This is a genomic window from Actinoplanes sp. G11-F43 (assembly GCF_050589265.1).
Lineage (GTDB): Bacteria > Actinomycetota > Actinomycetes > Mycobacteriales > Micromonosporaceae > Actinoplanes.
In genome coordinates, this window is sequence record NZ_JBNZCE010000050.1 from 50,887 (window position 1) to 73,087 (window position 22,201).

General features: G+C 71.5%; 18 protein-coding genes. 12 read left to right on the forward strand and 6 right to left on the reverse strand.

The window, feature by feature from the left end; genetic code table 11:
• Positions 1–16: 16 nt before the first annotated feature.
• Positions 17–949 (forward strand): alpha/beta hydrolase family protein, encoded by a 933-nt coding sequence (locus ACQ0O7_RS40465; RefSeq protein WP_430790920.1) that lies wholly within the window; start codon positions 17–19, stop codon positions 947–949.
• A 136-nt stretch (positions 950–1,085) separates the two neighbouring features.
• On the forward strand, positions 1,086–2,372 hold the full coding sequence (locus ACQ0O7_RS40470) for a hypothetical protein (protein ID WP_430790922.1): 1,287 nt from the start codon (positions 1,086–1,088) through the stop codon (positions 2,370–2,372).
• Positions 2,373–2,572: 200 nt separating this feature from the next.
• On the opposite strand, the gene ACQ0O7_RS40475 is transcribed toward ACQ0O7_RS40470, so the two are convergent.
• Both ACQ0O7_RS40475 and ACQ0O7_RS40480 read right to left on the reverse strand, forming a co-directional pair.
• On the reverse strand, positions 2,573–3,799 hold the full coding sequence (locus ACQ0O7_RS40475) for an MFS transporter (protein WP_430790924.1): 1,227 nt from the start codon (positions 3,797–3,799) through the stop codon (positions 2,573–2,575).
• A gap of 130 nt (positions 3,800–3,929) precedes the next feature.
• Positions 3,930–5,192 (reverse strand): MFS transporter, encoded by a 1,263-nt coding sequence (locus ACQ0O7_RS40480; RefSeq protein ID WP_430790926.1) that lies wholly within the window; start codon positions 5,190–5,192, stop codon positions 3,930–3,932.
• 73 nt (positions 5,193–5,265) lie between these two features.
• On the opposite strand from ACQ0O7_RS40480, the gene ACQ0O7_RS40485 reads away from it, so the two are divergent.
• A complete protein-coding gene (locus ACQ0O7_RS40485; protein ID WP_430790928.1) occupies positions 5,266–6,267 on the forward strand; it encodes a LacI family DNA-binding transcriptional regulator in 1,002 nt (333 codons plus the stop codon).
• 124 nt (positions 6,268–6,391) lie between these two features.
• On the opposite strand, the gene ACQ0O7_RS40490 is transcribed toward ACQ0O7_RS40485, so the two are convergent.
• Complete coding sequence (locus ACQ0O7_RS40490) at positions 6,392–7,057, reverse strand: hypothetical protein (protein ID WP_430790930.1); 666 nt, start codon at positions 7,055–7,057, stop codon at positions 6,392–6,394.
• Between the two features lie 161 nt (positions 7,058–7,218).
• Between ACQ0O7_RS40490 and ACQ0O7_RS40495 the strand changes: the two genes are divergently transcribed.
• From ACQ0O7_RS40495 to ACQ0O7_RS40530, 8 genes are all read left to right on the forward strand, one after another.
• Complete coding sequence (locus tag ACQ0O7_RS40495; protein ID WP_430790932.1) at positions 7,219–8,409, forward strand: efflux RND transporter periplasmic adaptor subunit; 1,191 nt, start codon at positions 7,219–7,221, stop codon at positions 8,407–8,409.
• Positions 8,410–8,485: 76 nt separating this feature from the next.
• Positions 8,486–9,193 (forward strand): response regulator transcription factor, encoded by a 708-nt coding sequence (locus ACQ0O7_RS40500; protein ID WP_430790934.1) that lies wholly within the window; start codon positions 8,486–8,488, stop codon positions 9,191–9,193.
• Positions 9,190–10,593, forward strand: coding sequence for a sensor histidine kinase (locus ACQ0O7_RS40505; protein WP_430790936.1), 1,404 nt, complete (start codon positions 9,190–9,192; stop codon positions 10,591–10,593). Before ACQ0O7_RS40500 ends, ACQ0O7_RS40505 begins: the two co-directional genes overlap by 4 nt.
• Positions 10,594–10,659: 66 nt before the next feature.
• Positions 10,660–11,799: an efflux RND transporter periplasmic adaptor subunit gene (locus tag ACQ0O7_RS40510; protein WP_430790938.1), complete on the forward strand. Its 1,140-nt coding sequence runs from the start codon at positions 10,660–10,662 to the stop codon at positions 11,797–11,799.
• A complete protein-coding gene (locus ACQ0O7_RS40515; RefSeq protein ID WP_430790940.1) occupies positions 11,796–12,521 on the forward strand; it encodes an ABC transporter ATP-binding protein in 726 nt (241 codons plus the stop codon). Before ACQ0O7_RS40510 ends, ACQ0O7_RS40515 begins: the two co-directional genes overlap by 4 nt.
• Positions 12,518–13,720 (forward strand): ABC transporter permease, encoded by a 1,203-nt coding sequence (locus ACQ0O7_RS40520; RefSeq protein WP_430790942.1) that lies wholly within the window; start codon positions 12,518–12,520, stop codon positions 13,718–13,720. Before ACQ0O7_RS40515 ends, ACQ0O7_RS40520 begins: the two co-directional genes overlap by 4 nt.
• Positions 13,721–13,727: 7 nt before the next feature.
• Entirely contained in the window at positions 13,728–14,207 is a 480-nt protein-coding gene (locus tag ACQ0O7_RS40525) for a hypothetical protein (RefSeq protein ID WP_430790944.1), read from the forward strand.
• Positions 14,208–14,399: 192 nt separating this feature from the next.
• The gene (locus ACQ0O7_RS40530) at positions 14,400–14,636 is read left to right on the forward strand and encodes a hypothetical protein (RefSeq protein WP_430790946.1); all 237 of its coding nucleotides are present in this window, start codon (positions 14,400–14,402) and stop codon (positions 14,634–14,636) included.
• A 337-nt stretch (positions 14,637–14,973) separates the two neighbouring features.
• Here the strand turns inward: ACQ0O7_RS40530 and ACQ0O7_RS40535 are convergent, their stop codons facing one another.
• Positions 14,974–16,140: a dipeptidase gene (locus ACQ0O7_RS40535; protein ID WP_430790948.1), complete on the reverse strand. Its 1,167-nt coding sequence runs from the start codon at positions 16,138–16,140 to the stop codon at positions 14,974–14,976.
• 170 nt (positions 16,141–16,310) lie between these two features.
• Between ACQ0O7_RS40535 and ACQ0O7_RS40540 the strand changes: the two genes are divergently transcribed.
• Entirely contained in the window at positions 16,311–17,354 is a 1,044-nt protein-coding gene (locus ACQ0O7_RS40540) for a glycoside hydrolase family 26 protein (RefSeq protein ID WP_430790950.1), read from the forward strand.
• A gap of 740 nt (positions 17,355–18,094) precedes the next feature.
• On the opposite strand, the gene ACQ0O7_RS40545 is transcribed toward ACQ0O7_RS40540, so the two are convergent.
• Both ACQ0O7_RS40545 and ACQ0O7_RS40550 read right to left on the reverse strand, forming a co-directional pair.
• Positions 18,095–20,782 carry a DUF6493 family protein gene (locus tag ACQ0O7_RS40545; RefSeq protein WP_430790952.1) on the reverse strand — a complete coding sequence of 896 codons (2,688 nt, stop codon included), beginning with the start codon at positions 20,780–20,782 and terminating at the stop codon, positions 18,095–18,097.
• Entirely contained in the window at positions 20,779–22,113 is a 1,335-nt protein-coding gene (locus ACQ0O7_RS40550; RefSeq protein ID WP_430790954.1) for an SWIM zinc finger family protein, read from the reverse strand. The genes ACQ0O7_RS40545 and ACQ0O7_RS40550 overlap by 4 nt, the downstream gene beginning before the upstream one ends.
• Positions 22,114–22,201 lie beyond the last annotated feature (88 nt).

Consider the following 22,201-nt stretch of genomic DNA (forward strand, 5'->3'; position numbering starts at 1 on the left):
GGTAAGGAGAATCGACGTGCACCGGACATCCGAACCCCGCCGGGCCCGCCGCCTGCTGATCACCGCAGCCGCCGCCCTGGCTCTGCTGGCCGGCCCGGGAGCGACCGTCGCCCAGGCCACCGGCTCCTCCGAGCGGGACTCGCCGGCCGCGAACTCCGGCGAGCTGGCCGCGAACCCCTACCAGCGAGGCCCGGCGCCGACGCTCGCCGCACTCCGGGCCTCGCGTGGCCCGTACGCGGTCAGTCAGACCTCGGTCTCCCGCCTGGCGGCGACCGGGTTCGGCGGCGGCGAGATCTACTACCCGACGACGACCGCGGACGGCACGTTCGGCGCGATCGCCATCTCGCCGGGTTTCACCGCCTACTGGTCCAGCATCTCCTGGCTGGGGCCGCGCCTGGCCTCGCACGGCTTCGTGGTGATCGGCATCGAGACGCTCACCACCGCCGACCAGCCGGGCTCCCGTGGTGATCAACTGCTTGCCGCTCTCGATCACCTGACCCAGCGCAGCTCGGTCCGGACCCGGGTCGACGCGTCCCGGCTCGCCGTCGGCGGGCACTCGATGGGTGGCGGCGGCAGCCTGGAGGCGGCCAGTGACCGGCCGTCGTTGCGGGCCGCGCTGCCGCTGGCGCCGTGGAACACCGACAAGACCTGGTCCGAGTTGCGGGTGCCGACCCTGATCGTGGGTGGCGAGGCGGACGCGATCGCACCGGTGGCCAGCCATTCGATTCCCTTCTACACGAGCATTCCGGCGTCGGCGGAGAAGGCGTACCTGGAACTCAACAACGCCAGCCACTTCTTCCCGCAGGCCGTCGACACCGAGACCGCGGTCCAGGCGGTGTCGTGGCTGAAGCGGTTCGTCGACGACGACACCCGCTACGGCCAGTTCCTCTGCCCGGGTCCGGGCGGCTTGGCGATCTCCGACTACCGCAGCAGCTGCCCGATCGGGTAACCGCTGGTCTCAAGGGCCGGGCCGGTGGTTCATTCACTGGTCCGGCTCTATTCATTTGGAACGATCCCGGGGTGCTCCGTAAGGTCTGAATCTCACCGAGGAGGAGAGACTGTCCGGCGACATCACCCGTGAGCGGTTGCGCGGCCTGGCCCGCAATCCCGCCCTCCCGGCCGAGGCGCTGCGGCGCCTGGCCACCACCGGCCCACTGGACCGGTGGGAGTTGACCGCCCGTGCGGTCTGGGACGACGAGGCGTTCGACGTGCTCGCCGGTCATCCCGATCCGGAGGTGCGCGAGGCCCTGGCCCAGAGCCCCGGCGCGACCGGAGCACAGCGGGCCCGGCTCATCGGCGACCTGAGCATCAGGGTGCTGCACGCGGTCCTGGAGGGCCCACCGTCGCGCTGGGCCGACCCGCTGCCGGACTGGGCGTACCACCGCCTGGCCGGCCATCCGGAGCCGGTGGTGCGCGACATGCTGACCTTTCTCCCCGGCGTACCCGGTGACGTGGTCGCCCGGCTCGCCCGCGACCCGCAGCCCGGCATCGCCGCCGCGGCCCAGGCCCTCCTGGACCGCGAATCCGCCAAGCCGGACACGCCGGACCGAGAACACGTCACGCACGCCGAAACCGGTCAGCGGCATGCCGGGCGCGACCGTCTCGGCCCGGATCATGTCGTGCGTGCCGGTCCTGCCCGGGAGCGTGCCGTCGAGATGGCCTCGGGCGCGGCGCCGTGGGATCGGGCGATCGCCGCCGCCGACCCGGAGCTTCCGGACGCGTGGGTGACGGCTCTGGCCGCCGACCCGTCGCCGCAGGTCCGGCTGGCAGTCTCGATGCGTCCCGGACTGACCGAGGAACAGCGGGCCGCAATCGACCACCCGACGCCGGCCGAGACGCCCATCCTGGACTGGGTGCTCGCGGCCGGCCCCACCGAACTGCGCGAATGCGCCGGCTCCCGGCATCCCGCCCTGCGCCGCAGCGCCGCCTGCCACCCGGACCTGCCGGCTGATCTGGTCGCGGCGCTCGCCGAGGACGACGACATCACGGTCCGCCTGCGGCTCTGCGAGCACCGGACCGACCTGCCGGGCGAGCTGCTGGTCCAGGTCCATCTGGCGGTCCCGGACAGCGATCTCCCACGTCACCCCGCATTTCCCGGTACGGGCCTGGCCCGGCACGCCTCCTCCACCGATCCACGGGCGCGTGCCCTGGCCCGGCTCGACCCGGACGCTCCGGAGGCGTTGATCGAGCGGCTCAGCCACGACCCCGACATGTCGGTGCGGGCGTCCGTCGCTGACGATCACCGCCTGCCGGTGCCCCGCCTGCTCCAGCTCTTCGACGACCCGGACACCACCGGCGCGGCGTCGGCCAACCCCCGCCTGCCCGTACACCTGATGGACCGGATCCTGGCCGACGGCGGAATCACTGACTGAGCGCTTGCCCGCCGCGTGGGCGATGCCGGTGTCCAGTGGGGACGGGTCTCGCTCCCTCCGGAACACCAGCGGGCACCAGGGAAGGACCGCACGAACAGTCACCGCGGGACTGGGCCGTCACCATCGAGGGTGGCGCCTGAACTCGCTAACAGAGCCGGCGGTGGACCGGTTGGGGCCGGCGCGGGCTGTGGACGGGTTGGTCAGGCCGTGGCCGGCTCGGGGGTGCGGGTCGTGGTGCGGGTGTCCAGGCGGAAGCTGAACAGGGAGAGGAGCAGGCCGATGATCGTCAGGCCGACGCCCAGCCAGGCGGAGGAGAGGTATCCCCAGCCGGCGGCGATCACGGCTCCGCCCAGGGCCGCGCCGATGGCGTTGGCGATGTTCAGGGAGGACTGGTTGACCGCGGCGCCCATCAACTGGGCGCCGGGGGCCACCGCGATCAGGCGGGCCTGCAGGGCGGGCACGATGAACAGGCTGGCGGCGCCGACCAGGAACGCGCCGATGAACAGGCCGATCGGGTGAGCGGCGGCCAGGCCGAAGAAGACCGCGGCGGTCAGCAGGCCACCGAAGCCCAGCAGGATGGCGCGCTTCAGGTCACGGTCGGCGGCCACCCCGCCGATCGCGATGCCGACCGTCATGCCCAGGCCCATCGCGGCCAGCACCCATGGGACGGTGCTCTCGGACAGGCCGGCGACGTGGGTGGTGATCGGTGCGACGTAGGTGTTCATCGCGAAGAAACCGGCGGTGCCGACGGCCACGGCCAGGGCGACGAGCCAGACCTGGGGCGAGCGGAAGGCCTGGAGTTCGGCGCGGGGCGAGCCGCCCGGCGTGGCCTCACTCGGGGGCACGGTCGTCAGCACCGCGAGCAGGCTGAGCGCGAACACGGCCGCCACCGCGAGGTAGGCCGCGCGCCAGCCCTGGGACTGGCCGAGGACCGTGATCAGGGGGACGCCGGCCAGGTTCGCGGCGGTCAGGCCGCCGATCACGATGGACACGCCCTTGCCGTGGTTGCCCGGACCGAGGATGTCGGCGGCCAGGATGCCGGCCGCGCCGAAGTAGGCGCCGTGTGCCAGGGCCGCCGCGAAACGGGCGGCCAGCACCAGCTCGAACGTCGGCGCCAGCGCGGACGCCGTGGTGCCGACCACGAAGAGAGCGAGGAGACCGAGCACCAGACGGCGGCGCGGCACCCGGGCGCTGAGCACCGCGATCGTGGGAGCGCCGGCCACCACGCCGAGCGCGTAGATCGTGATCATCCAGCCGGTGCGGGCGAGCGCGTCCGGAACCGAGGCGGCGTAGGCCTCGGGCATCAGGTCGCGCGCCATCTCCGGCAGCAGCCCCATGGCGACGAACTCGGTGAGCCCGAGCGCGAAGCCACCCATCGACAGGGCAATCAGTGCCGCCCAACGGCGGCCGGCGGTCAGTGTCTCCACATCCCGAGACTCTAGAACGTTCTAGTCGTCGGCGGAATAGAACGTTCTAGTAATGCGAGACACCTCGCGGATGACGAGGAAAGAGGGCTGGGGCGCGGCGCTGACGGTTCGCTTCGCCCGGCGGCTCGGATCAGGCCAGGGCCGGGGCGGTCGCCGGGATTTCGGGCGAGGGCTCGGTGGCCGGTGCTGCCGGGGTCGGGGTCGGGGTGGTTGAGCGGAAGCTCAGGAGGGCCAAGGCCAGGCCTGTCGCGGCCAGGGCCGCGCCGATCCAGACCGACGAGAGGTAGCCCCAGCCCGCGGCGATGGCGGCTCCGCCCAGGGCGGCGCCCAGGCTGTTCGCCACGTTGGAGGCGGACTGGTTCACCGCGGCGCCCATCAGCTGGGTGCCCGGGGCCGACTCGATCAGGTGGGACTGGAGAGCGGGGCCGATGAATGCGCTCGTCACGCCGACCAGGAAGGCGGCCGGGAACAATGCCCACGTCAGGCCCGCCAGCAGGCCGAAGAGAATCACCGCTGCCACGATGGCGGCGAAGCCGTACAGGATGGTTCGGCGGATGTCCCGGTCGGCTGCGGCGCCGCCCGCTGCGATGCCTACCGTCATGCCGAGGCCCATCAAAGCCATCACGTACGGGACCGCGCTGTCCGGCAGGCCGGTCACCTGTGTGGTCAGCGGGGCGATGTAGCTGTTCACCGCGAAGAAGCCGGCCGTGCCGACCGCCACCACCAGGCTGGCCAGCCACACCTTCGGGGAGCGGAACGCGCGGAGTTCGGCACGCGGGGAACCACCGGGTGCCGCTGCCACGGCCGGGACGGTCCAGGCCACGGCCAGCAGGCTCAGGGCGAAGACCGCGGCCACCACCAGATACGCCACCCGCCAGCCCTGGGCCTGGCCGAGACCGGTGACCAGCGGTACGCCCAGCAGGTTGGACGCGGTCAGGCCGCCCAGCACGATGGCGAAACCCTTGCCCTGGTTGCCGGGGCCCAGGATACGGCCGGCCAGGATGGCGGCGGCACCGAAGTACGCGCCGTGGGCCAGCGCGCCGGCGAAACGGCCGGCCAGCACCAGCTCGAAGGTGGGGGCGGCCACCGAGGCGAGAGTGCCCACCAGGAACGTCGCCAACAGCACCAGGACCAGGCGCTTACGGGCCATCCGGGCGGTCAGCGCGGCGATCGTGGGAGCGCCGGCCACCACGCCCAGCGCGTAGATGATGATCATCCAGCCGGCCTGGGCCAGGCCGTCGGCGGTGGAACGGGCATAGGTGTCGGGCAGCAGGTCGGCGGCCATCTCGGGCAGCAGGCCCATCGCGGCGAACTCGGTCAGGCCCAGGCCGAAGCCGCCGAGCGACAGGGCGAGGAGTGCGGCCCAGCGTCGGCCGGGGGTGAGGGTGTCCACGTGACGCCACCTTAGAACGTTCTAGTCCGGGTGGTGATAGAACGTTCTAGACGTCACACCGTACGATCGCCGGATGCACTCTGCGGAGAGGCGGGTCACCCTCGCCGACGTGGCGGCCGAGGCCGGTGTGTCGGTGGCGCTGGTGTCGATCGTGATGCGGGAGGCGCCCGGTGCGGGCGCGGCCACCCGGGAGCGGGTCCAGGAGGTGGCGCGACGGCTCGGGTATCAGCCGGACGCCCGGGCCCGGCTGCTGCGCAGTGGCCGCAGCCGGCTGCTCGGGGTGGTCTTCGACGTGCGCCACCCCTTCCACCACGATCTGCTGACCGGGCTGTACGACGCGGCCGAGCGGGCCGGCTACCAGCTGACCCTCAGCGCGGTCACCCCCCGGCGCGGCGAGCGTACGGCGGTCGGCGACCTGCTGCAGGACCGGTGCGAGGCGATCGTGCTGTTCGGCGGGGAACTGCGCAGTTCCGAGCTGGCGACCATCGCGGCCCGGCTGCCGGTGGTGGCGATGATGCGCGGTGCCCGCCGCAAGGACGTCGACGTGGTGCACAACGACGACGCGCTCGGCTCGCACCAGGCCGTCGACCACCTGGTGTCGCTCGGGCACCAGCGGATCGCGCACATCGACGGCGGCACCCTGCACGGGTCGGCCGAACGCCGGGCCGGATACCAGGAGGCGATGCGCCGGCACGGGCTGGACCAGCACATCCGGGTGATCCCGGGCGGATCCGGGGAGGAGGACGGGGCCCGGGCCGCCGAACGGCTGCTCGCCGGCCCGCCGACCGCGGTGACCGTCTTCAACGACCTGAGCGCCACCGGGCTGCTGGACGTGCTGCGCCGGGACGGGCTGCGGGTGCCGGGGGATGTGAGCGTGGTCGGCTACGACGACACCAGCCTGAGCCGGCTCGCGCACATCGACCTGACCACCATCGCCCAGGACGTGGACGCGATGGCCACCCGTGCGGTGGAGCGGGCGGTCGAGCGGATCGAGGGCACCCCGGCCGGGCCCCGATCGGTGATCATCTCACCGCGGCTGGTGGTGCGCGGAACGTCGGGGCCGCCGGGCCGGTGAGCGTCCGGTATGGAGGACCGCCGAGCCGGTGAGTCTCGCGTTCGGCCCGGCGGTCGCCGGACGGTCCGGTGTTGCGCTCACGTCGCGGGGACGAGGCGGGACCGTTCTGGTGGGGCGTACTCGATCAGGGTTTGAGAACTTCGCAGGTTTCTGTTGCCTTTTTGACCGTGGCGTCCGAGGTGTCCAGGTCGGTGGTGTCGGTGACGCCGTTTTCCCGCAGGCAGTTCTGGTACGCGGCGGTCGCTCCGTTTCCGTTACCGCCCGTGTCGCCGCTGTCGTCACCGTCGTCGCTGCCGCCGCCGCGCTGACCGCCGCCGCCCGGGCCCATGCTCGGGCGGAGCGAGGCGCACGCTTCCTGGGCCTTCGTCCACGTGGCGTCGTCGACGCCGTCCGGCTTGCTGAAGCCGCCGCCACCGCCGGGGAAGCCGCCGCCACCGCGTTGACCAGCGCTTCCGGAGGGGCGCGGCTGGCCGGAGGGACGGGCGTCGGGTGCTCCGGACGGGCGCGCGCCGGGTTCGCCGTCGGGTGCTCCGGACGGGCGCGTCCCGCCACCGGGACCACCGCCGCCACCGGGGCCGCCGGACGGCATGGTGATGGTGACGCCGTTCTCGTTCAGGCAGCTGATGTAGGCCGCGAACGCGCTGTTACCGCCACCGTTCTGGCCGGTGCCGCCGTTGCTGTCCGTGTTCGTCTCGTCGGAACCGCCGCAGGCCGCCGTGAACAGCATGGCCACGGAGACCGCGAAGACCGCTGCGGCGCGCCGGGGCGCCTTCGAACTGATCACCGGCACTGTCGAGCTCCTTTGAGGATGTGGGGCGGGGACGTGTGAACGAAACAGCCCACACCTGTGCGGGACATCGGACGTTGCTAGGAGTTACCTAAGAGCGCTCCGAGGTAACTCCCAGGCGGGACCGAGCCGGCGGCGAGGACCGGTCACCACACTCGGTGACCATGGGTGTCGTGTTGGCCGGTCGCCGGCGTCAGGTCTGGCTCGCCGTGGTGGCCGTCGTGGTCGTGGTGCTCACCGTCGGTGCGGTGCGGGCGCTGACGGCCGGTGCCGGAGCGGAGGGGCCGGCGGCGGTGGAGACCGTCGCTGTCGACAAGGGTGCGGTCACCACCGAGGTGGCCACCACCGGGACGTTGCAGGCGGCGCAGACGCGGAGTCTGTCGTTCGCGGTGTCGGCCACGGTGGAGTCGGTGAGGGTACGGGCCGGGAACACGGTGACCGCCGGGCAGGTGCTGGCCACCGTCGACGGCACGGCCGCCGCCGAGCGGGTGGACGACGCGGCGGAGGCCCTCGCCGACGCCCGGGAGCGGTTGACGGAAGCGCGCACCACCTCGACCTCGGTGACCGGTTGTGATGTTGCTGCCGGTTACACCACCAGCGTCTCGCCGTCACCGTCGGTGTCGCCGTCGGCGGCCCCGGCCGGCCCGTCCCCGTCGGTGACCACCGCCGCGCCGGCGCCGTCCCGTACCGTGACCACCACTCCGTCCCGGCCGGCCGCGACCAAGACCTGCGGCGCCTCACGAAGCGGCGGCGGCGACGCCGTGCTGAGCGCCGAGCAGCGGGTCAACGCCGCCCAGGTCACCCTGGCGGAGGCCGAGGAGGCGCTGGCCGGCGCCACCATCACCGCCCCGATCGCCGGGAGGATCCTCACCGTGAGCGGCAAGGTCGGCGCCGCCGCCAAGGCCGGCTCCACGTTCATCACCCTGGCCGACGTCTACGACATGCAGATCGGCGCGTCGTTTCCGGAAGCCGACGCGGACCGGCTGGCGGTCGCCCAGAAGGCTGTCGTCACCCTCGCCGACCGGGCCGGTGAGACGTTCGCCGCGACGGTGGTCCAGGTCGACCCGGTCGGTACGAGTGACGGCACGCTGACCCGTTTCGGGGTGCTGCTCTCCTTCGACGAGGCCCCGAAGGAACTGCTCGTCGGGCAGAGCGCCGGCGTCCGGGTGACCACCGGCAGCAAGGAGAACGTGCTGCGTGTGCCCAGTACCGCGGTGCACGGGGTGCGAGGGGAGGACGGCACCGTGCTCAGGGACGGCGCCGAGGTGGCCGTGAAGCTGGGGCTTCGCGGCGACCGGTACACCGAGATCGTCTCGGGTGTCTCCGAGGCGGACTCGGTGGCGAGGTCCTGGTAGTTCATAGCTGATTCAAAGAGAACGCTGATAGTTCTGTACGGTGCTCTCCTCCGAAACGCTCGTCACCCGAAGCCCCGTGACAGCGGCCCCTCGCGTCCTGGTCGTCGACGACGAGCCGAACATCTCCGCGCTGCTCAGCGCGACGCTCCGGCTGGTCGCCTTCGACGTGCGGGTGGCCGAGTCGGGGCACGGCGCGCTGCTGGCGGTGCAGGAGTTCGAGCCGGATCTGATCGTCCTGGACGTGATGCTTCCGGATGTCGACGGGATCGAGGTGGCGCGGCGGCTGCGGGCCGCCGGGCATCGGGTCCCGGTCCTGTTCCTGACCGCCAGGGACGCGGTGGAGGATCGCATCCTGGGACTGTCGGCCGGCGCGGATGACTACGTCACCAAGCCGTTCAGTCTCGAGGAGGTAGTGCTACGGATACGCGCGATTCTGCGCCGCAGCCAGCCGGAGGAGCCGCAGGAGGACACCGGCGTGCTGCGGTACGCGGACCTGGAACTGGACGAGGACGCGCACGAGGTGCGCCGCTCGGGCCGGTTGATCGACCTGTCGCCGACCGAGTTCAACCTGCTGCGGTATCTGATGATCAACGCGGGCCGGGTGGTCAGCAAGGCGCAGATCCTGGACCGGGTGTGGAAATACGACTTCGGGGGCGACGGGCGGATCGTGGAATCCTACGTCTACTACCTGCGGCGGAAGATCGACCGGAGCGGGCCGCCGCTGATCCACACGGTGCGGGGAGTGGGGTACGCCCTTCGTCTGCCGCGTACCGGCGAAGAATGATTCCGCGGACTCTCAAATCCCGGCTCGTCGTAGTAGTAGCGGTGCTATCCGGTTTGGCGCTCCTGGCGGCGAACATCGCCGGGGTCCTGCTGATCAGGAAATATCTGGAAGACCGCATCGACGACCAACTTATCGCGATAAGTCGGCCATTGTCCGATATGCCGCCTAACGGCTTCGGTCCCCGGCCAGGACGCTTCCGCGGCCTCGGCCCCGATCAAATCCTGTACTTCTACAGCACAGACGGCTCCCTGGACCCCACCCGAAGCTCGCCGGTAGACGATACCCGCCCCGCGACGACAGCGATCCGCTCGACGAGAGAGCCCTACACCGTCCCCTCCACAGCAGGCTCCGGCTGGCGGGTCCTGACTGTCGACCTCGGCGACACCGGCGAACGAGCCCTGGTCGGCTACTCCCTGGTGGAGGTCGAGCAGACCACCGAACAACTGATCCTGATCGACGCCGGAGTGATGCTCCTGCTGCTGACCGCCCTCGGTTTCGGCGCCGCCTTCGTGGTCCGGCTGGGCCTGCGCCCGCTGACCGAGATGGAGCGGGTAGCGGCCGACATCTCGGCCGGCAGCCTGTCCGGCCGGGTGCCGGGCACCGACCCGCACACCGAACCGGGCCGTCTGGGCCTGGCCTTGAACGCGATGCTCACCCGCATCGAGGCCGAGGTCGACGCCCGCACCTCCTCCGAGCAGCGGCTGCGCCAGTTCGTCGCGGACGCCTCGCACGAGCTGCGCACCCCGCTGACCTCGATCCGCGGCTGGGCCGAGCTGTACCGCCGCGGTGGCGCCCCGCCCGGCCCGCAGCTGGACGAGACGATAGGCCGGATCGAGTCCGAGTCGGCCCGGATGGCGGTGCTGGTCGAGGACCTGCTGCGGCTGGCCCGGATGGATCAGCAGCGCACTCTGGACCTGCGCCGGGTGGACCTGCTGGAGATCGCCGCGGACACCATCCGGGACGCGCACGCCCGGACGCCGGACCGCCAGGTGCTGCTGGCCGGTCTCTCCGACGACGAGGACACCTTCGAACCGGCCACCGTGCTCGGCGACGACCACGGGCTGCGGCAGGTGGCCACCAACCTGGTGGCCAACGCGCTCAACCACACCCCGACCGGAACCACCATCACGGTACGTGTCGGTCTGGCCGGCGGCAGCGCGGTCCTGGAGGTGTCCGACGACGGCCCGGGGATCCCGCCCGAGCATGCCCACCGTGTCTTCGAGCGCCTCTACCGCGCCGATTCGAGCCGCTCCCGGGCCAGCGGCGGGGGTTCCGGCCTGGGCCTGGCGATCGTCAGCGCGATCGTGCGGGTGCACGCCGGCCGGGTGGAGTTGCGCGAGACCCCGGGCGGTGGCGCGACCTTCCGGGTGACACTCCCCGCTGTCGGTGACTCGCCGTGAGTCTTTGAGCCGGCTCCCAGGTTGTCCCGAAGCTCCTCATAGCCCCGCGCCCCAGAGTGTGCGGTCATGAAGGTACGCCTGAGCCGCCACCCGTCATGGGTGGTCAACGCCGTCATCGGCGTCGTGCTCGTCGCCGGGGCCTGCACGGTGTACGAGACATTTTCCGGATCCGATGACGGGGGGACGGCCGCCGCGGCCTCCGAACGCACGGTCAGCGTCCAGCAGGGCACCGTCACCAGGACCGCCACCGCGGACGGAACCCTGGAGAGCGCCGGCACCGCGAGTGCCACCTTCGAGACCAGCGGCACGGTGACCGCGATCAGCGTGAAGGTCGGTGACAAGGTCAAGAAGGGGCAGGCCCTGGCCGAGGTCGATCCGGCCGCCGCCGAGCGCGCGCTGAACGCCGCCGAGGCCGATCTGGACGCCGCTCAGGACGCCCTGGACCGGGCCGAGGCGGCGAACTCGGACACCACCGAGGCGGAGAACCAGGTCGCGTCGGCCGCCCTGAAGGTCGACGAGGCGGAGGCCGGCGTCGAGGGAACGGTGCTGACCGCCCCGATGGCCGGCACGGTGACGGCGGTCAACGGCACCCTCGGGGGAGGCGCCTCCACCAGCGGCGGCGACGACGCCGGCTTCATCGAGATCGCCGATCTCACCAGGATGCAGGTTTCGGCGGGTTTCGCCGAGGCGGACGCGACGAGCCTCAAGGAGAAGCAGGCCGCCACGGTCACCTGGAACGCGCTCAGCGGCGTCGAGCAGTCCGCCAGGGTCGCCGCGATCGACCCGTCGGCCACCACGGACAACAACGTGGTCACCTACGGCGTCACCCTCACCCTGGACGAGGTGCCGGCCGGTGCGAAGGTGGGCCAGACCGTCTCGGTGTCGGTCACCACCGGCTCCAGGGAGAACGTGGTGCTGGTCAACGCCGCCGCGCTCACCACGGTCGGCAACCGGCACACGGTGACGGTGATCGCGAACGGAACCCAGGAGAACCGCTCGGTGGAGATCGGTCTGGAGGGCGACACGGCCACCGAGATCACCTCCGGCCTGACCGCCGGTGAGCAGGTCGTCGTCAAGGCCACCTCGACCAGTACCAGTGGCTCCCAGCAGGGCGGATTCCCCGGCGGCGGCAGCGGTTTCGGCGGCATGAGCGGCGGTGGCCCGGGCGGCGGCGGCGGTCCCGGCGGCGGCGGAGGCGGTCGGTGAACGCCCGCCCGGTGCTCCAGGTCACCGACCTCAAGAAGATCTACGGTACGGGTGAGGCCACCGTGCACGCCCTGCGCGGCACCACGATGACCGTGCACCGGGGCGACTACGTGGCGATCATGGGCTCGTCCGGCTCCGGCAAGTCGACGCTGATGAACATCCTGGGCGCGCTCGACATCCCCACCTCCGGGCGGTACCTCCTGGACGGTGTCGACGTCAGCCGGCTCTCCGACGGTCAGCTGGCCCTGGCCCGGAACCGGCTCATCGGCTTCATCTTCCAGGCGTTCAACCTCATCCCGCGGACCAGTGCGGTGGCCAACGTCGAGCTGCCCCTGGCGTACGCCGGTGTGAAGCCGAAGGACCGGCGGCGCCGCGCGATGGCCGCCCTGGACGTCGTCGGCCTCGCGGACCGGGCCGGCCACGAGCCGAACCAGCTCTCCGGCGGCCAGCAGCAGCGGGTCGCGGTGGCNCGTGCGCTGGTCACCGAGCCGGCGCTGCTGCTGGCCGACGAGCCCACCGGCAACCTGGACTCCAAGTCCACCGAGGATGTGCTGCGGGTCTTCGACGACCTGAGCGCGGCCGGCCGCACCATCGTGATCATCACGCACGAGGACGAGGTCGGGGCCCGCGCCAAACGGCTGATCCGGCTGGTGGACGGCTCGATCGTCAGTGACGTCCGGCAGTCCCCGATCCACCAGCGCCCGGTGGGTGCCCTCCGATGAACTTCTTCGAGGTCGTACGTTTCTCGCTGCGCGGTCTGAGCGCCAACAGACTGCGGTCCGCGCTGACCATGCTCGGCATCCTGATCGGGGTCGCCGCGGTGATCCTGCTGGTCGCGGTCGGCAACGGCTCGGCCAAGGCGATCAGCGACCGGATCGAGGCGCTCGGCACCAACACCATCACCGTGATGAGCACCGGCCGGGGCGGTTCCAGCAGCACCGCACTGACCCGGGACATGGCCGACGCCCTGCTCGACCCGGAGATGGCGCCGGACGTCCGGTCGGTGTCGCCGGTGGTCAGCTCGTCGTCGGCGACCATGACCTACGAGGGTGCCGACCACTCGGTGGCCACCTTCGTCGGCACCACACCGAGCTGGTTCACCGCCTCCACCACCCCGGTCGGCCGGGGCGCCGGGTTCACCGCCGACGACGTGGACCAGGGCCGGCGGGTGGTGGTGATCGGCCCGACGGTGGCCGAGGAGCTGTTCCCCGGCGTCGACCCGATCGACGAGCAGGTCACCGTCGGCGGGGCGCTGTTCACCATCGTCGGGGTGCTGGCGGAGAAGAGCTCGACCGGGTTCAACGACGCCGACGACACGGCGGTCGCCCCGCTCACCGCGGTCCAGCAGGTGCTCACCGGGTACGGCGCCCTCACCTCGATCATCGTCGAGGCGGCCGATCCGGAGCGGGTCGACGCGGCGCAGTCACAGGTGTCCACGATCCTGAACCAGCGACTGGACGTGGACTCGTCGTCGACCAGTACGCCGTACCGGATCCAGAACGCGTCCTCGCTGCTGGAGACGCAGACCGAGACCGCCGACACGTTCACCACGCTGCTCGGGGCGGTGGCCGCGATCAGCCTGCTCGTCGGCGGTATCGGGATCACCAACATCATGCTGGTCACGGTCACCGAACGGACCCGGGAGATCGGCATCCGCAAAGCCCTCGGTGCGCCCCGCCGGGTGATCCTCACCCAGTTCCTGATCGAGGCGACGCTGCTGAGTGTGCTGGGCGGTGGCCTGGGCGTGGCGGCCGCCCTGATCGGCAGCCGGTTCGAGATCGTCGGTGTCCAGCCGGTGATCGTGCCCAGTTCCATCGGGCTCGCGGTCGGGGTGTCCGTCGCGATCGGCCTGTTCTTCGGCGGCCTGCCCGCCGCCCGTGCCGCCCGGCTGCGTCCGATCGACGCGCTGCGCTACGAGTGAGGAAATCATGAACGACGAGACCGCGATCCTGCCCGCCCTGACGAACGACGGCCTCTCCGCCGAACTCGCCGCGGCGGCACCCAAGAAGTGGTGGAACAAGGGCACCGTGGTGCTCGGGGTGGCCGTCCTGCTGATGGGTGGTTTCCTCGGCGGTGTGCAGGCCCAGAAGCAGTGGGGGACCACCACCACGGCGTCCACCGGCGGATTCCCGACGCGCGGAGGCTTCCCCGGCGGCGCGTCGCGCGGGGAGACGGCCGCACCGGCACAGAACACCACCGGCAAGGTCAAACTCGTCAACGGCAAGACCATTTACGTCGAGACCGCCGACGGTACGGTCGTGACCGTCAAGACCGATGGCGACACCACCGTCAGCACCGCCGCGAAGAGCGAACTGAGCGACGTGAAAGCCGGTCAGTCGGTGACGATCGAGGGCGCGGCGGCCGATGACGGCACCGTCACGGCGAAGTCGGTCACCGCCATCCCGTAACGGACGTCACCAACCCGTCGTGACCAGCGCTTAAGCAACGCAGAGTGACGTGGGTTACCGGATTCCAGTGGTGGCGGTCACTTTCATCTTGAGAGTTTTACCTGGTGGATTTGGGGATGACGGAAACCTGGGAGATTGTTGTACCCGGAAGCGACGAGGCTTTATCCGTCACTATCCGTCGAGGAGTTCGCCATGCAGTTCATCCGCAACGCCCGGACCGCCATCTCTCACCGACTCACCGAGCGCCGGGCCCACCGGCAGCTCAGTGCGGAGCTCGCCGCGTTCCGCACCGCCGCCGAGCGCACCGAACTCGACCTGATGCTGGGCCGGCACACCGCTGAGGAGACCCGCGAGATCCACGCGATCCTCAGCCGGCAGGACGCCGGGCGCCGGGGCGGCGACGCCGTCCACAGCGCCTTCCACCACTGATCACTTCAGGTCAGACCTCGGGCCGCAGGGCCGGCCCGATGGATCCGTACCGGCAGGCTGGGACCGTCCCCCGGCCGCCGGACCGCGATCCGAACGGCAAACCCCCGGCGCGCGGTTCGCACGCCGGGGGTTTCCGCGTTCCGTGGCGATGATCGCACTTTTAACACCCCTGACACATTGGGCCGGCGCCGGCACGTAGGCTCTCGGCGTTCCAGCGGCAACCACCGCTAGGCGACCGGCCGCACCCGCCGTGCCAGCTCAGAAGGCTGGCGGCACCCGGCCTGCGGATCTGCCGGCCACCCCGATCTGGGGGTGACCGGCGGATCCGCGCCCAGCGTCACCGCGGCCACATCGGTTCCTCCGCGTGTTCCTCGGCGTCCCGCAGGGCCCGCAGAATGTTCCGGTTGGCCAGCCGCTCCAGCTCGGCCTCCGACCAGCCCCGGCCGGCCAGCTCGGCGAACAGCCGCGGATAGCCGGACACGTCGGCCAGATCAGCCGGCACCTCCGGGGTGCCGTCGAAGTCGCCACCGATCCCGACGTGATCGATTCCGGCCACCTCCCGGGCATGCTCCACGTGGTCGGCGACCTGCGCCACCGTCGCCACCGGCTTCGGATTCGCCGCCAGCCAGCCCTGGAACGCCGGCTCGGAGGCCTGCTCCCGGACCCGCTGCACCGGCACCGCCGTCTCCGGCTCACCCGGGCGCGGGGCACGAGGCCAGGTGGTGTCCGCCGCGGGCAGGCCCAGCCGTTCCCACTCGGCGTCGGCGGCCCGCTGCCAGTCGTTCAGCTCATCCGACACGAAGTAGCCGACGAACGTCAACTGGATCACGCCACCGTTGTCCGGCAGCCGCTCCAGCACGTCGTCCGGCACGTTACGCGGATGATCGGTGAGCGCGCGCACCCCGGAATGGCTGAAGATCACCGGTGCTTCGGCCACGTCCAGGGCGGCGTGCATGGTGTCCACCGAGACGTGTGACAGGTCCACCAGCACGCCCAGGCGCTGCATCTCGCGTACCACCGCGATCCCCTCGGCCGTCAGGCCGCCGTGCACCGGGTCCGGCAGTGCCGAATCCGCCCACCCGGTGTGATCGTTGTGGGTCAGCGTCACGTAGCGGGCGCCCAGCCGGGCCAGCGACCGCAGCACCCCCAGCGAACCGGCCAGGCTGTGCCCGCCCTCCACGCCGATCAGCGACGCGATCCGGCCGCTCGCCATGGCCCGCTCCACGTCCGCCGAGGTGTAGGCCACCGCGAGGTCGTCCGGGTAGGCCGCCACCATCCGGTACACCAGGTCGATCTGTTCCAGGGTGTGCGCCACCGCCACCCCCTCCGGCAGATCGGAGGGCACGAAGACCGACCAGAACTGGCCGCCCACCCCGCCCGCACGCAGCCGCGGCAGGTCGGTGTGCAGCGGTGGCCGCTCCCGGTCGAGCCCGGCCACCCCGGAACCGTGCCACTCCCGCAGCCTCATGGGCAGATCGTTGTGGCCGTCGATGATCAAACTCATGACCTGTAACTACAGACCGTGGCCCGGCGGCGCAAGCCGATCCCGCTCTTCGGCCCGGAAAACCCGCAACCGGCCGGCACCGGTACGGGCACTGGCCTGGCACCCGCCGCCCTGGAATCTCTTTCACATGCCCGGCCGACAACGAGCCGGACAAACGGGGGAGTTACTGAATGCGACTGGCCAAGCTGCCGAAGTTCCTGACAGCTCTGACCGCCGTGATCGCCGGTGCGGGTGCCGCTCTTGTTCCGTCGGCCGCCGCTCAGGCCGCCGGTAAGACCTGCGTCACCGACGCCAAGCTCGTTCCGTCCTGCAACGTCCTCTGGGGCGGTGCGGCCGGTGGTTTCACCAGCACGCCCCGCGACCAGGCGCTGAAGACCTGGGAGAAGGCCAGCGGCCGCACCGCCACCCTGTTCCACCAGTACCACAAGGGTGACGAGGCGTTCCCGACCAAGGCCGAGATCGCCATGACCAACGACCCGGCGAACCCGCGCGTCCTCCTGCTCAACTGGAAGATCGCCTACGGCTCGAACTGGGCCAAGGTCGCCAAGGGTGAGCAGGACCGTCGCATCGACGCGTTCGCCGCCCGCGCCAAGAAGTTCGGCAAGAAGTTCTTCCTCGTCCTCAACCACGAGCCGGAGAACGACGTCATCGCCAAGAAGGGCTCCGGCATGGAGGCGAAGGACTTCGCCGCCATGTACCGCCACACCATCGAGCGCCTGCGTGCCCAGGGCGTCGACAACGCGATCAACGTGGTCGCCTACATGGGCAACGAGAAGTGGATGGCCCAGAAGTGGTGGGCCGACCTGTACCCCGGCGACGACGTCGTCGACTGGATCGGCCTGGACTCCTACGTGTCGGTCGAGAAGGGCTACTACCACTACGGCAAGTTCGCCGACCTGCTCGACCGCAAGCCCAAGGGCGGCGGCCTCGGCTTCTACGACTGGGCCGTCACCAAGCACGCCGGCAAGCCCGTCATGATCGCCGAGTGGGGCGCCTACCACCGCGTCGGCAAGCTCACCGACAAGAACGCCGTCTACGACAGTGTCATCTCCGAGCTGAAGAAGCGCCCCGCCATCAAGGCGATCGTGCACTTCGACACCAAGAAGGACGACCAGGGCGACCGCGACATCAGCATCGACAGCACCAAGGCCAGCCTGGCCGCCTTCCAGAAGCTCGCCACCAACCCGATCTTCAACGTCAAGATCGGCAGCTGACCCGGGCTCTCCTGGGCAGAACGTTCTGTCTCCCCGCCGGCGTGGCAGAACGTTCTCCCTGAAGGGCCGCCGCCCGCCCCCGGTCCTTCCCCACCCCAGTCTTTCCCCACCCCCGGTATGAAGCGCCGCCCGGTCCCCCGCCGGGCGGCGCTTCTCATTCCCCGATCAAACCCACTTCCCGGTACGACACGGGCCCCCAACCACCGACCCAACAAGCACCCACCGACCGGGCGTGTACACGCGTCGGCATACCAGAACGGGCGCACCCCTCCAACTGCCGGCTCGCGCACCCGCCGGCCGAGCGTGTGCGCGCGGTCGGTGTGCCGGTGTGGTGCGGGGCCCTAACTGCCGGTTCGCGTATACGGCGGCTGAGTGTGTGCTCGTGTCGGCGTGCCGGGTCAGGAAAGGCGACACGGTCCGTGAACCGGGCGACGCCCTGGTCGCCATAGGACCGGCCCGCGCAGACGTCCAGAGAACGTGCGCTCCCGGCGGGCATGGCTCACCGTCCGCAACGGCGATAACCGTAACCGCGACAGCCCCCACAACCGGCACAGTCACGCAACCGCCAAGATCGTCGGCTAGCCGTAGCTCAGAGGTCTTATGGCACCCGGATAACATGTCTGAGGTACGGCTGAGTATGCCGAGCCGTACCTCAGACGTGTTATCGAGCAGCGATTACCTGTCTGAGCGACGGCTAGCCGAAAAAAACGGGGTGGGGCGAGGATTGGGGAGTCGGGGCGTCACGGGGTGGTCAGGATGGTGTGCAGGCGTTTGGACTCCTGGACCAAGCGGCTCGTTCCGGGCTGGGCCGCTGCCTCGGACAGGCCGGGGATCTCCGCGTGGAGGTTGCCGGTCACCGCTATCTGAGTGGCCAGTTCCAGCAGGTCGGGGACTGCTCGGAGTTTGGTGGTCAGCAGCGGTGGCAGGGCGGCTGTCAATACCTCCCAGACGGCCCCGGACGCGCCGGCCCGGTGGGCGTCGGCCAGGACCGGGATGACCCGGCTGAGTTTGATCGTGCTGTCGGCGGCCAGGTCGGCCAGGGCCGCGCCGACCGCCGGCGCGAACGGTTCGGTGCCGGCGGCCAGGGCCAGGAACGCGTCCAGGGCGGAGGCCCGGTCGGTCTCCTGTTTGGCGGCGAGGGTGTAGGCGAGGGCGTATGCCAGGCCGGGGCCGACCGGGCCGGTGCACTCGGCCAGGCAGGGGAGCAGGACGCCGTTGCCGCGGCGGTTCTGGTCGGCCAGGGTGGCCTGGCCGGCGATGGCCCAGGCGGCGGCGACCTCACGATGGTGCGGCAGCACCATGGTGAGCACACTCTCGATGCCGTCGAACTCGTTCGGCCACCACGCCGGATGCTTCTCCGGCTCGTGGGTGAGCAGTTGCCGTTCCAGGCGCAGGCCGCCGTCGCGGGACGGGCGGAGCCGCACCGCCATCCGGCGGCGCACCGGGGCGTCGCTGATCGGGTTGGCGTCCATGAGCTGCAGGAACGGCTCGCTGACCGGGTCGGGCAGGCCGCCGGAGGCCAGCCACTGGGCGAACTGCCGGCCGGCCGGTGAGGTCAGCGCCGCGGCCCCGGCCGTCACCGCCGGGTCCACGCCGGTGCGGGGCAGGCGCAGCAGGGCCTGCTCCAGGTCGAACGGCCACGGCTGCCAGCCCTCCGCCTCGGCCCGGGACAGCCGCTCCAGCAGGACGGCCGGGTCGACGCTGCCGTTCACCCGGGTGGGGGTGGCCACCAGCATCGGCATCATCGCGCCGTTGATGTGCACGGCGATCTCGGCGGTCCGCAGCACCAGCACGCCGAACGGGTCGGTGGGCAGCCGGGAGTCGTCTCCGCCGCGGCGGCCCTCCTGCCAGGCGGCCCGCACCGCCATCTGCAGGCGCAGCAGGTTGTTGTCCCGGGCGGGCAGCGGCACGGTGGCCATGAACATGGCGGTGCCCAGGGCGATGAACGGCGAACACGGGTTCCAGGTGCTGTCGCGGAACCACGCCTCGTGCCGCTCCAGCACCGGGGCCAGCGCGGCGGTCAGCGACTCCCGGTCGCTGTCGGCGTGCAGGCGGACCAGGGCGTCCAGCACCCGCTCCCACCGCAGGCCGGTCTGGTCGTGCAGCAGGACGACCACCTCCTCGGCCAACTCGGCGGCGGAGGTGATGGGCGCCGGCATCGGGGCGGCCTCGACAGCGACCAGCGCCACCGGCCGGTCGGCGACGGCGACGGTGGTGCCGAACAGTTCGGCGGCGCGGGCGGTCAGATCTCCGGCGAGCAGCGTGGACTCCGCAGCGATCCGGGCGACCGTCTCCGGGCCGAGGACGGGCAGGTGTCCGGCGGCCACGGCCAGGGCGCGCTCCTGGATGTCGAGCGCCGGATGGCCGAATCCGCCGGAGATCGCCACGGTCACCTCACCGACCCGTCCGGGGTCGCGCCGGGCGACCTTCTCCAGCCAGGCGATCTGGGCTTTGACCAGGCTCTTCTCTTTACGGATCAGGACCGGGGCGCTGGTGTCGAGCAGGAGGTCCAGATCGAGACGGCCGTGGTCGTCGAGGATGCGCAGGGCGGTCTGGGCCAGCGCGGCGAGCGGGCCGGGACCCTCGGCCAGCATCCGCAGGTAGTCCGGCGCGTACTCGGCGATCTCGTCCACGGTGGGCGCCAGGCAGTCGTGCAGCACGGCGAACGGGCGCAACGCGTTCGGTTTGTCACCACGGGTCAGCCGGTCGACGGTGGCGGCCAGGATCGTCTTGCGGTCCAGCCGGCCCTCGGCGACCAGCGCGGCGGTCGCGCCGGGGAACCGGGCGACGGTCGCCGGGTCGTCGGACCCGTCGGACCACCCCGAGTTGAAGATCACCGCACCCAGGCCGTCGATCTCGAAGAGCGAGGGCAGAATCAGATCGAGGTACGGGTCCTCGCGCATCCGTGTCGTCAACGGCACCGGTCTGCGCCGGCTTGCCCGGGGGCCGATCAGCCCGGCCAGCCAGCCGCGCACCACCCCCTCGATGACCGGCGGTTCGGCCCCACCGGCCCGGATCACGGCCGCGACGAACTCCCACTCGGAGCTCTCCCACACGTCCCGGGTGGGCAGCCGCTGGGCCAGCCGGTGCCCGAGGTCGCCCAGCCAGTCCAGCCCACGGGCGGCGGCGACGGCCAGCAGGTGCGCGGTCGGCATCCAGCGCCAGTGGTCGCGCAGGATCCGGCGGGTGAGCAGGGCTGACGCCCTCTGCGCGGTCGGTGCGGTGCCGAGCACGGCGATGGCGTACCCGCCGGCGGGGTTGGCCTGCAACCGCCACAGCGACGCCGGGTCGACCGCCTTGATCCCGGCCTCGACGGTCTTGAAGAAGGCGCGGCGCTCGGCCTCACCGGCGCTGATCAGCAGCGTGGCGACCCCGGCGTCGTCGCCGGCGCGGGCCAGCCGGTCCACGGTCTCCCAGTCGAGGGTCACGCGGTCACCTCGGCATCCTCGGTCTCCGGCTCGGCGCCGGCCAGCACCAGCCGGACGGCCAGCGCGTGTTTGCACGGGCCGCGCCCGCCGCGATACTCCGCCCACCACGGGCAGGTGCAGGAGGTGGCGTCGCGCACGTGGTAGATCTCGTCGCCGCTGCGCACCACCGACACCTCGGCCCCGGCGGTGACCGCGCCGGCGGCGGCCAGCGCGCGGGCCCCGGCCAGCCGGGGGTTCATCCGCTCCACCACGTCCGGCGAATACGGCAGGGTGCGGTGGAAATAGCCGGCCTCGGCCACGTCGTAGCCGACCCGCCCGGCCGTGCCGAGCTGGGCCAGCGCGTCGCGCACCCGGGCCGCGCCCAGGCCGGAGGCGGTGGCCAGGGCGTCCACGTCGATCGTCGGATCCCAGGAGAGCAAGGCGCTGACCAGGTCGGCGTCGTCGGCTGCCTCGTCGCTGACCAGCGCGTCGAGGACCGCGCCCTCACCGGAGAAGCCCCGGTACGGCTCGGGGGAGAGAGTCAGCGACAGCCGCAGCGACGGTGTGCTCAGCTCCCATGTGCTCGCCACCGGGCCACTGCCGGCCGCCACCGCCGGGCCGTAGACGCGCAGCCTCACGCCGTACCGCAAGAAGGGTTTGAGAGCCACCAGACGGCCCGCGCCCGGCAGGCAGACCGCGCCCGGCACCGGCCGGGAGGTGAAGCGCAGCGAACGACCGGCCGGGACCGCCCACAACACCGATCTGTCGTTGGTGGGCAGCCGGTTGAGCAGCAGCCGGGCCTCGGCCACGCCGATCTCGGCGCGCGCGTCGAACCGGGAGGTCAGCACCTGCGCCTCGGCGAAACCGCGCAGCCAGCGCGACGGCAGCGGCACCTTGCGCTCGACCAGCTCGCCGTCGAACGTGGTGACGGTCAGGTCGTCCGGCCCGACCGCGACGTGCATCGGATCGGCGCGCCCGACCCGGGTCAGCGCCCGCTGCAACGGCAGGTTGACGTCGACGTTGGTGGTGCCGTGGGCGAGGATGTCGCCGTCCAGGCCACCGGGCAGCACGTCCATCCGCGCGTACACCCCGCAGCAGCCGGAGAACGACTCGAACCGCAACCGGTCCGACCCGGCGGTGACGACCGGGTCGAGGCTGGCCGGCGGCAGCGGCCGGAAGTATCTGGTCCGGGCGACCTCGGCCACCGCCAGCAGCCCGGTCGCCGACGCGCCCGGGGCGGTGAGGAACCCGGTGAAGAACCGGGGGTGCGCCGCCGGGCCGCCGGAGGTCTGCAGGGTGAGGCCGTCGTCGAGGGCCGACGAGCCGAGGTACGAGTACGCCGCGGAAACCATGCCCGGAACCGTAGGGAGGGGGTACGACATTTTCGAGGGACGGACGGTCATTTCCGGGTACCGACAGAGTCGAACGGCACAACGGTTC

Coding starts and splice junctions, on each gene's coding strand:
- ACQ0O7_RS40485 (WP_430790928.1), top strand. CDS start 5,266: ATGCACTCTGCGGAGAGGCGGGTCACCCTCGCCGACGTGGCGGCCGAG.
- ACQ0O7_RS40495 (WP_430790932.1), top strand. CDS start 7,219: ATGGGTGTCGTGTTGGCCGGTCGCCGGCGTCAGGTCTGGCTCGCCGTG.
- ACQ0O7_RS40505 (WP_430790936.1), top strand. CDS start 9,190: ATGATTCCGCGGACTCTCAAATCCCGGCTCGTCGTAGTAGTAGCGGTG.
- ACQ0O7_RS40510 (WP_430790938.1), top strand. CDS start 10,660: ATGAAGGTACGCCTGAGCCGCCACCCGTCATGGGTGGTCAACGCCGTC.
- ACQ0O7_RS40520 (WP_430790942.1), top strand. CDS start 12,518: ATGAACTTCTTCGAGGTCGTACGTTTCTCGCTGCGCGGTCTGAGCGCC.
- ACQ0O7_RS40525 (WP_430790944.1), top strand. CDS start 13,728: ATGAACGACGAGACCGCGATCCTGCCCGCCCTGACGAACGACGGCCTC.
- ACQ0O7_RS40530 (WP_430790946.1), top strand. CDS start 14,400: ATGCAGTTCATCCGCAACGCCCGGACCGCCATCTCTCACCGACTCACC.
- ACQ0O7_RS40535 (WP_430790948.1), bottom strand. CDS start 16,140: ATGAGTTTGATCATCGACGGCCACAACGATCTGCCCATGAGGCTGCGG.
- ACQ0O7_RS40540 (WP_430790950.1), top strand. CDS start 16,311: ATGCGACTGGCCAAGCTGCCGAAGTTCCTGACAGCTCTGACCGCCGTG.
- ACQ0O7_RS40550 (WP_430790954.1), bottom strand. CDS start 22,113: ATGGTTTCCGCGGCGTACTCGTACCTCGGCTCGTCGGCCCTCGACGAC.